The 14924-nt window shown below is 44.2% G+C and carries 8 protein-coding genes; 6 read left to right on the forward strand and 2 right to left on the reverse strand.

Annotated elements, in window-relative coordinates; translation table 11 throughout:
* Positions 1–196: 196 nt before the first annotated feature.
* From A4S05_RS03330 to A4S05_RS03355, 5 genes are all read left to right on the forward strand, one after another.
* Positions 197–403 (forward strand): hypothetical protein, encoded by a 207-nt coding sequence (locus A4S05_RS03330; protein WP_069068405.1) that lies wholly within the window; start codon positions 197–199, stop codon positions 401–403.
* A gap of 67 nt (positions 404–470) precedes the next feature.
* Positions 471–2135 carry an FAD-dependent oxidoreductase gene (locus A4S05_RS03335; RefSeq protein WP_069068406.1) on the forward strand — a complete coding sequence of 555 codons (1665 nt, stop codon included), beginning with the start codon at positions 471–473 and terminating at the stop codon, positions 2133–2135.
* 238 nt (positions 2136–2373) lie between these two features.
* A complete protein-coding gene (locus A4S05_RS03340; protein WP_069068407.1) occupies positions 2374–3768 on the forward strand; it encodes an ATP-binding protein in 1395 nt (464 codons plus the stop codon).
* A 420-nt stretch (positions 3769–4188) separates the two neighbouring features.
* Complete coding sequence (locus tag A4S05_RS03350; protein ID WP_069068409.1) at positions 4189–5628, forward strand: NHLP bacteriocin system secretion protein; 1440 nt, start codon at positions 4189–4191, stop codon at positions 5626–5628.
* A 157-nt stretch (positions 5629–5785) separates the two neighbouring features.
* Positions 5786–8062, forward strand: a complete 2277-nt coding sequence (locus tag A4S05_RS03355) for an NHLP family bacteriocin export ABC transporter peptidase/permease/ATPase subunit (protein WP_069068410.1) — start codon at positions 5786–5788, stop codon at positions 8060–8062.
* 62 nt (positions 8063–8124) lie between these two features.
* On the opposite strand, the gene A4S05_RS03360 is transcribed toward A4S05_RS03355, so the two are convergent.
* Positions 8125–8640, reverse strand: a complete 516-nt coding sequence (locus tag A4S05_RS03360) for a DUF29 family protein (protein ID WP_069068411.1) — start codon at positions 8638–8640, stop codon at positions 8125–8127.
* On the opposite strand from A4S05_RS03360, the gene A4S05_RS03365 reads away from it, so the two are divergent.
* A complete protein-coding gene (locus tag A4S05_RS03365) occupies positions 8634–11633 on the forward strand; it encodes an NHLP bacteriocin export ABC transporter permease/ATPase subunit (protein ID WP_370684385.1) in 3000 nt (999 codons plus the stop codon). The genes A4S05_RS03360 and A4S05_RS03365 overlap by 7 nt on opposite strands.
* Before the next feature lie 470 nt (positions 11634–12103).
* On the opposite strand, the gene A4S05_RS03370 is transcribed toward A4S05_RS03365, so the two are convergent.
* A complete protein-coding gene (locus A4S05_RS03370; RefSeq protein ID WP_069068412.1) occupies positions 12104–14443 on the reverse strand; it encodes a response regulator in 2340 nt (779 codons plus the stop codon).
* Positions 14444–14924: the final 481 nt, after the last annotated feature.

A 14924-nucleotide genomic window follows, 5' to 3' on the forward strand; every position in this document is an offset into this window, starting at 1 on the left:
CACCAGTGGCTTTTCGGCCCACCCTACAAGAATCATCCCTTGATTCAGCACGCCTGAAATGATTTAGGCCTACTACCAAAATATTCTCAAGCTCATTCTGAAACATGGTGAATGGTGAATCACCTAAAGCTGATTAGTGCAATACTGGTGTTAAACCTTCTTCCAGAGTCCAATAAAGTGCAGGGAGATGAACAGTATGGCTGAACACGTATTTCATGACCAACTGAGTCTAGAGGAAGAAACCGAAAAACTTGGAAAGCAAGCATTGAGCTTGGGTTTGATTCCCAGCTTTGTGGTACATTACTTTCCCGATACCTGGGTATTTTATATCCCTAATGAAAGTCAATCCGAACCGCTGACACCAGAAGAGGCATACTTTCGTTTAAAGCAACTGGTTAAATAGTAGATATCTTGACAACAGATTTCTGAAAATAACCGCTAGGCACTGCAATTGTTGAGTAACAGTAATTATGGCGAAACCAGCAATTTTAACCGTCGATGATGATCCAGAGGTGCTGCAAGCAGTGTCACGGGACTTGCGTCATCAGTATGGCGATCGCTTCCGTATTGTTCGGGCAGATTCCGGTATTACCGCTCTGGATGTGGTGCAGCAACTCAAATTACGGAATGAAGCTGTTGCCCTATTTTTGGTAGATCAACGTATGCCCCAGATGGGAGGTGTAGAGTTCCTAGAACAGGCAAAAGGCATTTTTCCCGATGCCAAACGTGCCTTGTTGACGGCGTATGCAGATACGGATGCTGCCATTAAATCAATTAATAGTGCCAGACTTGATTATTACTTACTTAAGCCCTGGAATCCGCCAGAAGAAAAGTTATATCCGGTTTTAGATGATTTGCTAGATGACTGGCTAGCTGGATTCCGCCCACCCTTTCAAGGCATTCGAGTCATTGGTAATCGCTGGTCGCCTTTTTCACATCAGGTGAAAGATTTCCTAGCACGTAACCAGATTCCATTTAAGTGGTTAGATATTGAACTGGAACCGGAGGCGGCCAAATTGGTGGAATACGCCCAAGCTGATTGTAGACAACAATTGCCCTTGGTGCTGTTTCCTGATGGTTCTCGGTTAATTCAACCATCTAATTTAGAGATTGCTGCCAAAATTGGACTGCAAACTCAGGCAGAGCGTCCATTTTATGATTTGGCGATCGTGGGTGCTGGCCCTGCTGGACTGGCTGCCGCCGTCTATGGCGCTTCCGAAGGATTGAGTACTGTCTTAATTGAGCGGGAAGCGCCAGGAGGACAAGCAGGTACGAGTTCGCGGATTGAGAACTATTTGGGGTTTCCTATTGGCTTGAGCGGTAGTGATTTGGCAAGGCGGGGAGTCACCCAAGCGCGGCGATTTGGGGTAGAGATTCTCACACCTCAAGTAGTAACTGGGGTTAGGCTGGAAAATCCTTATCGGATTCTGCAATTAGCAGATGGGAGCGAGATTAGTTGCCATGCACTTTTAGTTGCAACCGGCGTTTCCTATCGCTGGCTAAAGGTTCCAGGAGCCGAAAAGCTGACAGGGGCAGGAATTTACTATGGTGCTGCCATGACTGAAGCGATCGCCTGCACCAATGAAGAGGTTTACTTGGTAGGCGGGGCAAACTCTGCCGGACAGGCAGCAATGCATTTTTCTAAGTATGCCAGCAAAGTGATCATGTTGGTGCGGGGTGAGTCACTATCATTGAGTATGTCCCAATACTTGATTGACCAAATTGCCGCGACTGAAAATATCCAAGTTTGTACAGGTTGCAGCGTCGTGGAAGTGAAAGGAGAGAAACATTTAGAAGCAATTGTGATTGCCCATGCCAAGACTGGACAAACTGAAACCGTAGCAGCGCGATCGCTCTTTATTTTCATCGGTGCTAGCCCCAAAACAGATTGGCTCGATGGTGTTATTCAACGCGATGCTCAGGGGTTTATCATCACAGGGCCAGATTTAATGGCTAATGGCAAATCGCCCCCAGCTTGGAATTTGGAACGTTCTCCTTTTTTGCTAGAAACCAACATTCCAGGCATCTTCGCAGCCGGAGATGTCCGCTACGGTTCAGTTAAGCGCGTGGCATCCGGTGTGGGAGAAGGTTCGATTGCTATTCAATTCGTTCACCGCTACCTAAGTAATGTTTAAGTGAAGCGGTAAATACCAAGCTGTTTAAGTAAAATCTGCAACCCCTCCCCCCTGCCCTCTCAACTACGGCGTACACACAAGTCTCTTGACCCGCACCTTAGTTGCATCGACCCGCACCTTAGTTGCATCGACCCGCACCTTAGTTACATCGACCCGCAAAAATTAACCCACCCTACGTTACACAGCAACTTTAAAAGACTTGTGTGTACACGGTAGGCCCTCTCAAGGAGGTTTATTAATGTTATGTATTGAGGAATTAGTCAACTTAGACGCGTTTCAACAACTTCCCAAAGAGCGATTGCAGTGGGTTTGCGATCGCGCTCAAACAGTTGAACTTTCTGCTGGAGAAGTATTATCCCATGAGGGAGATCCTGTATGCCGCTTATTTATCTTAGTCAAAGGTAAAATCAACATCACCCGCCGCAGTGAAGGAGTTGAAATTCCCATCGGGCAACACGAAGCCCCATCCTTTTTTGGTGAAATTCCAGTACTCACAGGCGAACCTGCACCTGTGACAATGCGGGCGTTGACAAATTGCCGCATTTATGAAATGAAGGGAGAAGACTTCCGTAAACTGCTGCATGAATGTCGTGATTTTGAGCAGATGGTCTTCCGAATTATGCAAAGTCGTGTCCGGGGGCTAGAGTCTTTCATTCGTGGGCGGGAAAAGATGGCAGCTTTAGGGACACTTGCTGCCGGATTAGCTCATGAACTCAACAACCCAGCCGCAGCCCTGGTTCGGACTTTAAAAGAAATGCCAGCCGCCATCCTAGAGTTACAACGAATGAACTTAGTTTATGGGCAACGCAATGTTGACGAAGCCCATACTCAACACTGGTTGAGAGTACGCGATCAAGGCTATGATGCGATTTTGAATAATCGCCTAGATCCGGTGACTTTAAGCGATCGCGAATCCATATTGCTGGAATGGTTAGAAGATTATGGTGTGAAGCAAGCATGGAAATTGGCAGAACCTTTAGCGGAAGGTGGTGTTGAGGTTGAAAGCCTAGAGCAATTAATGGAACGTTGGCGCAACGATGACACGGAATTGCGAGAAATGGGATTGCACTGGCTAGCACTTTCCTTTGAAGTCATGTCAATGATTAAACATGGTTTGCGAGGATCTGAGAGGATTTCCGAACTTGTGCAAGCGATGAAGTCTTATTCTTACCTCGATCAAGGCACTCAGCAAGAAGTAGATATACATCAAGGCTTGGAAGATACCTTACGATTGTTTGTTCATAAACTCAAGTGCGGTGTCCAAGTGCAACGCAATTATGATCGAAGTCTTCCGAAAATTCTTGCCTATGGCAGCGAACTGAATCAAGTGTGGACAAACTTGATTGACAACGCCATTGATGCAATGGATGGTAAGGGATTGCTGGAAATTACAACATCCCATTGCGATCGCTATGCCCATATTGACATCATCGATTCTGGCAGTGGAATTCCACTTGAAATTAAAACGCGCATTTTTGAACCCTTCTTCACTACCAAGTCAGTGGGGCAGGGATCGGGATTGGGTTTAGAAACTACTCGCCGGATTGTAGAGAATCGCCATCACGGTACGCTTTCATTTGAGTCGCAGCCAGGTAGAACTTGTTTCACCATCTGCTTGCCTTTGACATCTTGAAGGAGGCAGGAGGAGGCAGGAGGCAGGAGGCAGGAGGCAGGAGGCAGGAGGCAGGGGAGGCAGGGGAGGCAGAGGAGGCAGGGGAGGAAAGTTATTGCCATTGGTGTCAACTTAAGCTGAAACCCTTTTCAAATCTCGTTTACAGCCTCCGGCTGGAAATGCTGCTCCTGGCGGCTCTGCCGCCAGCAGGAGAGACGGAGCTTCAAGGATAGGCATTCCCAGTCTGAGACTGGGAACGAGACAATTCTGCCCCCTGCCTCCCCTGCCTCCCCTGCCTCCCCTTCTCCCTCTGCTCACCTCAACAGATAACTTTGTTAACCGAACCGTCTTGAGTTCTCCCCTAGTTCTCCCCGATCGCACTTTAATCTTAAAAGTCTAGAAGTCTTAAGGTTCTGGGTGCTTTCAGCAAGAAGGAGAACAATGCAACTAAAACACAGCCACATTTTCCGTCAAGAAGCCCTGGAGCGTTTATCTTCACCAGAACAACTGGATCAAGCGATAAATGTAGTTAAGCCTCAAGCTTGGTTGACTTTATCTGCGATGAGCTTTGTGGTTGCTGTGGCTGGCGTTTGGAGTGTGTTTGGTAGAATTCCCCTCACTGTTACAGGTCAAGGTATTTTGATTAAACCGCACCATGTTGTGGAATTTCAAGCACCCAGTTCTGGCCCATTACTAACTCTCAAGGTGAAGGCGGGGGATGTTATTAAACAAGGTGATGTACTGGGTATTATCGACCAATCAGCTTTGAAGCAGCAGTTGCAGCAAGAGCAGATAAAGTTGCAACAACTGCAAACCCAGAATCAAGAGACTGACAGGTTACAAAAGCTGCTGATTGACCAACAAATCATCACCCTTGGGCAGCAAAAACTGGATTTAGAAAGTAATCTGCGCCGAGAACAAGATGCACCCAAGTTACGCGATCAAACCCAAAGAGCGATCGCTCAAAAACGTCAAAGCATTAATTCCCGCAAACAACAAATTAATTACTTACTCAAAACTCTCAAAAAACGGGTTGATAACCGCCGTCACCTTTTTGAGCAGCATGTCATCAGCCAAGATATGCTCGTGCAAGCTGAACAAGAATATTTTAATACTCAAAGCGAACTTTCAGATATTGACGTACAACTCAAGGATCTGGAAATCCAAGAAACTACCACGCAACGAGAATATCTGGAAAATCTTAATAGAATTGACGAAATTAAAACCAAAATTAAAGATATTAATACTCAAAATACTAAACTACGCGAACAAGACTTAAAGCAATCAATTGATAAAACCAATCAAATTCGGGAAGTAAAGCGGCGAATTGCCCAATTAGAACTGCAACTATCTCAAGATAGTAGAATTATTAGCAAATATAATGGTCACATTCTCGAACTGAGCGCTGTACCTGGACAAATGATGAATCCGGGTAGTCGCTTGGGTTCAATTGAGGCTGAACAGCCAAATTCAAAACTTATGAGTCTTGTTTACTTTGCGAATAAAGATGGTAAGCAAATCAAGCCAGGGATGGCTGTACAGGTGACTCCTAGTTTTGCCAAACGTGAGCGCGAAGGTGGCATTGTCGGAACGATCGCAGATGTTTCTGCATTTCCAGTAAGTACACAAGATATTACAGCGATCGTTGGTAACAAAGAAATAGCCGCTAGTCTTGCGGGTAAAGGTGAAGGTCAGGTGCAAGCTTTTGTCCAACTCCAAGAAAACCCTACATCAGTCAGTGGCTACAAATGGTCATCCTCTGATGGCCCAGCCTTAAAAATATCCTCTGGCACAACTACATCAGTTCAAGTGAAAGTTGGAGAAAAAGCACCGATTTCTTATATTATTCCTATGCTGCGATCTTGGACGGGAATTTATTAATTTGGGAATGGGGCATGGGGCATTGGGCATTGAGGTTAAAACTTGAAGATTCAGCTTCAGAGGCTCAACTTTCAGGTTCTAATACCAATTCCCAATTCCCAATTCCCAATGCCCAATGCCCCATTCCCAATTCCCAATGCCCCATTCCCAATTCCCCATGCCCCATTCCCAATTCCCAATCCCAAAATTTAAACCAAATCGTGTCCGCACTTCTACACTTTTGCAAATGGAAGCGGTCGAATGTGGTGCGGCGGCTTTAGGAATAATTCTGAGCTATTACGGGCGGATTGTGCCACTGGCTAAATTGCGTGAAGAATGTGGTGTTTCGCGGGATGGGAGTAAAGCTTTTAATATCCTCAAAGCTGCCAAGAACTATGGACTCAATGCTAAAGGTTTAAAACTGTCTCTGGAAAAAGTGACAGCTATCCGTCTTCCCTACATTGCCTTTTGGAATTTTAATCATTTTCTCGTGGTAGAAGGATATAGCAAAAAACGCGTCTACCTCAACGATCCTGCAAATGGTCGCAGAACAGTGAGTTGGGAAGAGTTCGATCGCGCATACACGGGTGTTGTGCTGACAATGGAACCAGGAGCGGATTTTCAGAAGGGAGGCAAAAAAAATCACATTGTCTCCGCCTTAAGTAGCCGTTTACAAAACTCACGGGTTACTATCTTATTTTGCTTGCTTGCGGGGTTATTGCTAACACTGCCTCGGTTAGCTGTACCAGCCTTTGCTCAGGTATTTATCGATGAGATTTTAATCCAAGACCGGCAAGATTGGTTACGACCTTTGTTGTTAGGGATGTTGTTAACTACTATATTGCGGGCATTTCTGGCTAGACTGCGGCTGACTTATCTGCGGCGATTGATGGTTAAGTTGTCAGTCAGCACATCAGGACAATTTCTCTGGCATATTCTGCGATTGCCTATTGGGTTTTATGACCAACGGTTTGCTGGGGAAATCAGTAGCCGGGTGCAACTAAATGACCGGGTGGCAGAAGTACTTTCAGGGTCTTTGGCAACCACATTAATTGATGCGGTGATGATGGTCTTTTACCTACTGATTATGATTCAGTATGACCAATTGCTGAGTGCGATCGCAGTCGGTTTTGCTTTAATCAACATTCTCGCCCTCCTATTTCTATCGCAAACTCGTGTAGATACAAATATGCGCCTAGCTCAGGAATATGGCAAGGTGGGCGGAGTAACGATTAGCGGCATCCAAACCATAGAAACCATCAAAGCTTCAGGGCTGGAGTCAGATTTATTTGCTCGGTTTGCGGGTTATTACGCTAAAGCCATGAACGCCCAACAACAATTAGGCTTACAAACTCAAATTCTCACCACATTACCCACAATTTTGACAGCCCTAGCCACAGCTTCTATTTTGCTGGTTGGTGGTTTACAGGTAATGAATGGCAATCTCAGTATTGGAATGCTGGTTGCCTACCAAAGTTTAACACTGAGCTTTTTAGAGCCAGTTAATAGTCTCGTTAACTTCGGCAGCACACTGCAAGATTTAGAAGCTGACTTAAACCGCCTTGATGATGTATTGCAAAATCCCGTTGATTTGGAAGTCGAGGGAGGCAAGGGAGTAGAGGAGCAGAGGAGCAGAGGGGAACTTATTACAAGTATTCCCCATGCCCAATGCCCAATGCCCAATACTTCGACTACGCTCAGTACAAGTGCCCCATGCCCAATGTGGCAATTACAGGGTCATGTTGAGTTACGGAATATTACATTTGGCTATAGTCGTGTAGAATCTCCCTTGATTGAGAATTTAAGCTTGACTGTCAAGCCAGGGCAAAGGATAGCGCTTGTGGGGGGAAGTGGTTCTGGTAAATCGACAGTTGCTAAATTAATTTGCGGGCTTTATCAACCTTGGGATGGGGAAATCTGCTTTGATGGTGTAGAGCGATCGCAAATTAAGCGTTCTGTTCTGGCTAACTGGTTGGCAATGGTTGAACAGGATATCTTTTTATTTGCCGGCACTGTCCGAGAAAATATCACTCTTTGGGATTCAACTGTACCAGAAGCCGATTTGGTGCAGGCTTGCCAAGATGCAGCGATTCATGATGCGATCGCATCTATGCCTGGGAAATATGACTTTGAGTTAATCGAAGGCGGTATGAATATTAGTGGTGGACAACGCCAGCGTTTAGAAATTGCCCGCGCTTTGGTGAGAAATCCCACAGTCTTAGTATTGGATGAAGCAACCAGCGCCCTGGATGCAGAAACAGAGTTGATTATTAACCGTAACTTGCAACAGCGTGGTTGTTCGTGTATTGTAGTAGCCCACCGCCTCAGCACAATCCGCGATTGCCATGAAATTATTGTGCTAGAGCAAGGTAAAATCGTGCAGCGTGGAACCCATGAGGAATTATGGCAGCAAGGCGGAACTTATGTTCGTCTACTTCACGCAGCAGAAGCATAGGAGTATTTGTAAAAAACCTAAACGACAATGTATAATTATCCTTGCGAATTGTTTATTTGCACTCACTTACTTATCCAATCTTCCCCACCAGCTAGTTGAGCTAAATAATCATCCATAATGGCTGGTAATTCTTTTGCCGAATAAGTATATGTTAAAGCTATAAACTCATTTGCTGTAGTTAAAATCTGGTTTCTATCTAGAATTGCTGACAGTTGAGAGCGAGTGTATTTACCGTTTAAAACTTCCAGACTTGCATCAGCGATAGCATCTTCAATTACTTCTTCTAGTATAAGCATTTCCCATTCATCTTGATTAATATAGTAAGACTTTTTATTATCTTTAATATTCAATTTTTTAATTTGTTTAATTGAGTTGCGAATAGAATTTACCCAAGAACCAGTTAATCGCTGTTCTATTTGGTTTTTAATTAAATGAATCAACAGAATGTTTAAATAAGATTCTATATTACGCAGAATAGCTTGTTTACTCATGCCCTCTAACTCATCAACAATCACCAAAGCATCTGCGTATCTTCCTTCCAGAATACTATTTTTTAGGTCGATTAATTCTTGTGTCATTTGTATTGTCTGTATTGCCTGCAAGACTTAACGGTGATAATCTAAATTTAACTCAATCCAGTTCGATTAAGGCTAAAAAATCTTTTTGCACTTACCGAACTTATATCGATTTCCCGCAAGTGAATCCTCTTCCCACATACTCCCTTCAAGCAAACGAACCAGTACTGTTGAATGACTCAGAAACATTCTGGATAGTGCAGTCTGGAACATTGGCGGTGTTTGTCACTAGAGTTAAAAACAGTTTACCAAAGGAGCATCGCCGCTATTTGTTTCATGTGAACGCTGGTGAAGCCTTATTACCGGAAGTAATAGCACAAAGCCAATGGAATTTTGTAGCGATCGCAATTGAACCTACCCAATTATGCCAGATGTCAATGGTTGATTTGGTTAAGGGAATCGCGGCGGCTGACTCTCAAGCCATAGAATTTTTAGAAGGTTGGGTAAATCATTTAGGACAATCTCTTAGTGCCCAGCAAACAGTTTTGACTACGCCATTAAACCTTGTACAGGCAGTTGAACGGGATTTTTCATTATCGTCTGGTGAAACGCTACAGGGAAGGCAACAAACACTTGTATGGGTGAAGTTGCAGCAAGGCAATACTCACTGGATGGGAATCGGGGAATTAACGTTGAATTCTACCTCACCAGCGTTTCCACTCACAAATAATATGTGGCTGGAGGCGGAAAATGAGGTTATCGGGCAGATATTGCCAACGGCAGATGTAGAAAATTCTAAGGAACTTCTGGCAGGTTTAGCCAGTTTGCATACTTATTTCTTTCACTACTTCAGTTTGCTGGCAAATAAAGAAGCAGAAGCAGAATTTCGGCAGTTTCAGGAACGCGAACAATTTAATCAGCAAGTAATAGAGGGGGCACTCTCTGACTTAGCAACAGTATTGCAGCCACAGCAGGAGGCGGTTTTTTCTCAGGAAGGGCCGCCCCTACTGGTAGCATTTGGGGCAGTTGGACGATCGCTGGGGATAGAGATTTGTCCACCAGCAGAGGATTTGAATTCTATTAAAGACCCTGTAGCTGCGATCGCACAAGCATCACAAATTCGTATCCGCCGGATAACTTTAGCAGATGGCTGGTGGCATCAAGACCAAGGGGCGATGTTAGCTTATACTCAGTTGGAAAAGCGCCCAGTGGCGTTGTTACCTACAGATAATAGAGATTATGTCATCTTTGACCCCGTAGCGCGGACTCGGACACCTGTAAATGAATCAATAGCAAAAACACTGTCACCATTAGCCTACGTTCTATATCGACCATTACCCCAAATTGCGCTCAACGCTATCGACCTGCTGCGGTTTGGGGTCAAGGGTTATGAGAAAGACATCGCCAGTATTTTAGTAGTAGGGCTACTAGGCACAATATTGGGAATGGTTGCACCACAAGCAACAGCAATATTAATCAATCATGCCATTCCAGATAGCGATCGCGCTTTACTGTGGCAGATAGGATTGGTCATGTTTGCAGTCGCCTTTGGGCAGTTAGCGTTTCAAGTTGCCCAAAGTATTATTACCCTACGAGTTGAAAGCGCCACTGATAGCATATTACAGCCAGCCATTTGGGATCGGTTACTCAGACTAAGCCCTAGCTTTTTTCGTCAGTATACTTCTGGAGATTTAGTCAACCGCGTTATGGCGGTGAGGGAAATCCATCAAAAACTCAGTGGTGCTACCCAAAGAACGTTGTTAAGTGGAGTCTTTGCGCTATTTAATTTAGTGCTGATGTTTATTTACAGTTGGCAACTAGCGTTTGTGGGCGTGGGTTTAGCAATATTTGCCGCTGTGGTTACGACTGTTGCAAGTTTCCTCTTGGTGAAGAAATCGAAAAAAGAGCAAGAACTCAATGGTGCAATTCAGGGACTCACGGTACAACTAATTAACGGTGTTGCCAAACTGCGAGTCACAATGGCAGAAGAACGCGCATTTGCAGCTTGGGCAAAAAAGTACAGCCAGCAGATCCGACTAAAGGCGAGTTGGCAAGAGATTAAAGATGGTATTTCTATATTTAACGAAGCACTCCCTTTAGTAAGTTCTATACTGCTGTTTGGGTTTGCCATGCTGTTGATGCAGACACCTCTAACACTGGGTACATTTGTTGCTTTCAACTATGCTTTGGCGATTTTTATCAAAGGAGTAATTGACCTGAGCAATACTGTATCGGAAATTTGGAGTATTGTACCAATATGGGAACGAGCAAAACCGATTTGGCGATCGCAGCCTGAATATGACCCAACCAAGGTTAACCCCGGTCAATTAAGCGGTCGCATTGCTCTAAATCGTGTCAGCTTTCGCTACTCGGAGAATGGCAGCTTAATCCTCAATGATGTTAGTCTCCATGCCGAACCAGGGGAATTTGTTGCGATCGTTGGGTCTTCTGGAAGTGGAAAATCAACGATATTGCGGTTGTTATTGGGTTTTGAAACTCCATTGACAGGTAGCATCTATTATGATGGCAATGATTTAGCAGAGATGGAACTCCAGGCTGTGCGAAGACAGTTAGGAGTGGTATTACAAAATGGTAAAATCGGCACAGGATCGGTTTTTGATAACATCACCGCCGGGGCTTTAGTTTCCCTAGAAGAAGCTTGGTCAGCAGCACAAATGGCAGGTTTTGCTGATGATATCAAGCAAATGCCAATGGGGATGCATACGATCGTCGCCGAGGGTGGTAGTAATCTTTCCGGTGGACAACGGCAAAGATTATTGATTGCGCGATCGCTTGTTTCCAAGCCTAAAATTATCTTGATGGATGAAGCAACCAGCGCCCTAGATAACCGCACCCAGGCAATTGTAACTGAAAGTTTAGCTAAGTTAAATGCTACCAGAGTAGTGATTGCCCATCGTCTCAGCACAATTCGTAATGCCGATCGCATCTATGTTATTGACGCTGGTCATGTCGTGCAGGTAGGTAATTTTGCAGAATTGATTGCCCAATCAGGGTTATTTGCCAGACTAGTAGCCCAACAGTTAGAAGGAGAGTAGGGGCGCAAGCAATACGGTTTGGTTAAAGGGGAAAGGGGAAAGGTTTTGAATACATCCTTTACTTTACCCTTTACCCGCAACTCCATTCCCCAGGCTACTTCGGCGAACTCATTTGTTATTTCGGTGAACTCATTTGTTACTTCGGCGAACGCATTTGTTATTTCAGCGAACGCATTTGTTATTTCAGCGAACGCATTTGTTATTTCAGCGAACGCATTTGTTATTTCGGTGAACGCATTTGTTATTTCGGTGAACTCATTTGTTATTTCGGTGAACTCATTTGTTATTTCAGCGAACTCATTTGTTATTTCGGTGAACTCATTTGTTATTTCAGCGAACTCATTTGTTATTTCGGTGAACTCATTTGTTATTTCGGTGAACGCATTTGTTATTTCGGCGTGTCCATACCACACACCCTTTACCCCAAACCCGATTCCGAGTTAAAAATTCAAAAACCGAGAAGTATTGCCTTAGTTCTGCTTTAGTATGGAATGAGCAACTTGGTATAAAGATTGGATATTTAGTCCATCATTAGGATATTCAACCATAGCAAAATTACAAGTTGCCTGGAAGCGATCGCCATTGGGAGCTGTAAAGACTTGCTGGCGCAGCTTGGTTAAAATGTCACTGAGGCGATGTTTGACGATCAGCCGTTCTGTTTCAGTAAACCCAGAAACTCCGACCACAAATTCTCCATTACCCCAATATCCCAATATTTCGCCACTGCAAAAAACCGATTGGAATAGACGACTCCATCGTTGTAATACTTGATTACCAGCCTCATGTCCATACTGGATATTAATTTGGCGTAAATCGCTGATATTCAATGTCACCAAGCAAATCGATTGCTGATTTTTCTCGGCTTGAGCAATCAGGTGTTGTAAGTCGCGGCTAGACTGTAACTGATTTGCTAGTCCGGTTAAGGGATCTTTGGTAGAGAGTGACTGTAGTAGGCGGCTGCGTTCTAGGCGGTGGGTGATCCTTGCCAGCAGTTCTGCCCCCACAACGGGTTTAACCACATAATCATCTCCCCCAGCAGCAAACACCTGCTGCACTGTTTCCATCTCCCGATGAGCCGTCAGAAATACAATTGGCAATTCCTGCCATTGCGGATCTGTGCGAACTGCCTGACAAAGTTCTATACCACTAATTTGGGGCATTTCCACATCCAAAATCAACAAATCTGGTGCAGTAGATTGCAATACCTCCCAGAAACGTAAGGGATCGTCCAATGCGGTAATTCGCATTCCCCAAGGTTCTAACATTGGGCCTAATGCCGCTAAAATCAGTGGGTCATCATCAACTACTAATACATTTACTGTTAAAGAACGGGTAAATTGTAATATTTGAGACGCAGTTTCCCAAACTTGATTTGCTGTGACAGGCTTGAGGAGAAAACCCCGCGCCCCAGACTGAGCCAAAGTCACCCGATCCATTAGCTGATCAGTGACAGCGATCGCCAGAACAGGTACAGGAGGAGTATGTGTTGCTAAGTCCAACATGAATGCTAAACTTTCTTCTCGCTGCCCGATCTCATCTACATTCAGTACGACTAAATCTGGTGATGTGGTTTGCAAGAAGTTTTTTGCAGCTTCTAACGTTGTTATTTGTTGCCAACGCATTTCCATAGAAGATGCCAGTTGTTGCAACTGTGAACCCAGTTGTAAATCATGGTCAATCAGCAGTAACTTCGGATTTATCTCGTCCCCAATCGAGGTAGCAGTTTGATTAACTACCTTCATTAGGTTTAACAAGTTGCCTAACTCTTGGATTAGCGATATTATCTGGTGTTTTTGGGCTAGTAATAACTCTCCATCTTTGTCTAAAATTTGTTCGATTTCCCGCGCTATTTGAGTACCTTTTTCTTGCTCAAACATTCCCAAAACACCGGCTAGTTTATGCGCTTCCCGTTCTGCCGATTTACGTAATTCTATATTTAGTGTGCCGCTAGAGATTTCTACGGCTGCTTGTTGCAGTACCTCCATTCGCTGTGTCATTAGCCCTTGGTATTGACTCCACAACCCACTCATTGCTTGGTTAAATTGCTGTTCAACGGATGAGGAAGTATTGGGTATGGAGTAATCCCGATCTGGATTTTTTTGAGTTGTTTTTTTTTCGCTATTTCTACTACTAGTAGCTTTTTGGGATTTTAAGCGATATCCCAAACCATAAACATTTTCAATCCAGTCTACGGCTCCAACTACTTTCAACTTGTGTCGCAACCACTTAATATGAGACTTAACAGTTTCCTCTTGGGGTGGATCGTCAAAAGTCCAGAGATGTTCGATAATATCTCCCCGACTGAAAACCCGCGATGGATTCCGTAGTAATAACTCCAGCAGACTATATTCTTTGGGTGTTAAATCCAGAACTTGATTATCGTATGTTACCTCGCAAGTACTTGGATCTAACCGCAATGCCCCAACTTCTAGCACTGGAGGACGGGGAGTATCGCCGCGACGTAACAAAGCGCGTACCCTTGCTTGGAGTTCTGCCAAATTTAAAGGTTTAATGAGATAATCATCTGCTCCAGCATCGAGTCCACGAATGCGATCGCTAGTTTCATCTTTTGCTGTGATCAACAAAATAGGAGTGGAACGGCCACTAGAACGTAAACGTTGACATAAAGTAATGCCATCGAGTTTCGGCAGTCCAACATCTGTTAATATCAAGTCGTAGTTGGTACTTTGGGCATATTCCCAGCCAATTTGTCCATCTCCTGCAATTTCAACAGCATAGTGTTGTTGGGTAAGAGACTGCAACAAAACACTCGCTAAAACTTCGTCATCTTCGATCAGCAAGATTCTCATAGCAACTTACTCCACTAGGACTAGCCCTTTCAAGGTGTGTTATTTTCCTGTTTTTTCTGGTTTAGAATCTTATAAGTTGAGACATCTTTTCTTTTATAAACCGCTCAAACACCTTCTCCAGTAACATTCTTATTCACACCCTAAGATTTACATCTCTTTTAACCAGACTACAAATCAGTCCATCACGCAACACCTTGAAAGAGTTTGTTAACTAGCAGCGATCGCTTGACTAAGTAAGTGGGCGTAAATAATTAAAGGTTTGTAGTGGGGACTTTAGTCCTCTCTTAAGAGGATGTTTTAAAAGTGGGGGGCAATTGTAAGAAAGCTCACAAGGCTTAAGCTGAAATTATAAGCATCAGCACCTTGTGAGCAAATGACTAAAGCATATCGTAGTAACCTGAGTTGGGAACAGTGGGAATTGATTGAAAAAGAGTTTCCCTTACCGAAAGCAGGGGGTCGGCCTCGTAGGATAGCTATATAC

The sequence above is a fragment of the Nostoc sp. KVJ20 genome, from assembly GCF_001712795.1.
Classification (GTDB): domain Bacteria; phylum Cyanobacteriota; class Cyanobacteriia; order Cyanobacteriales; family Nostocaceae; genus Nostoc.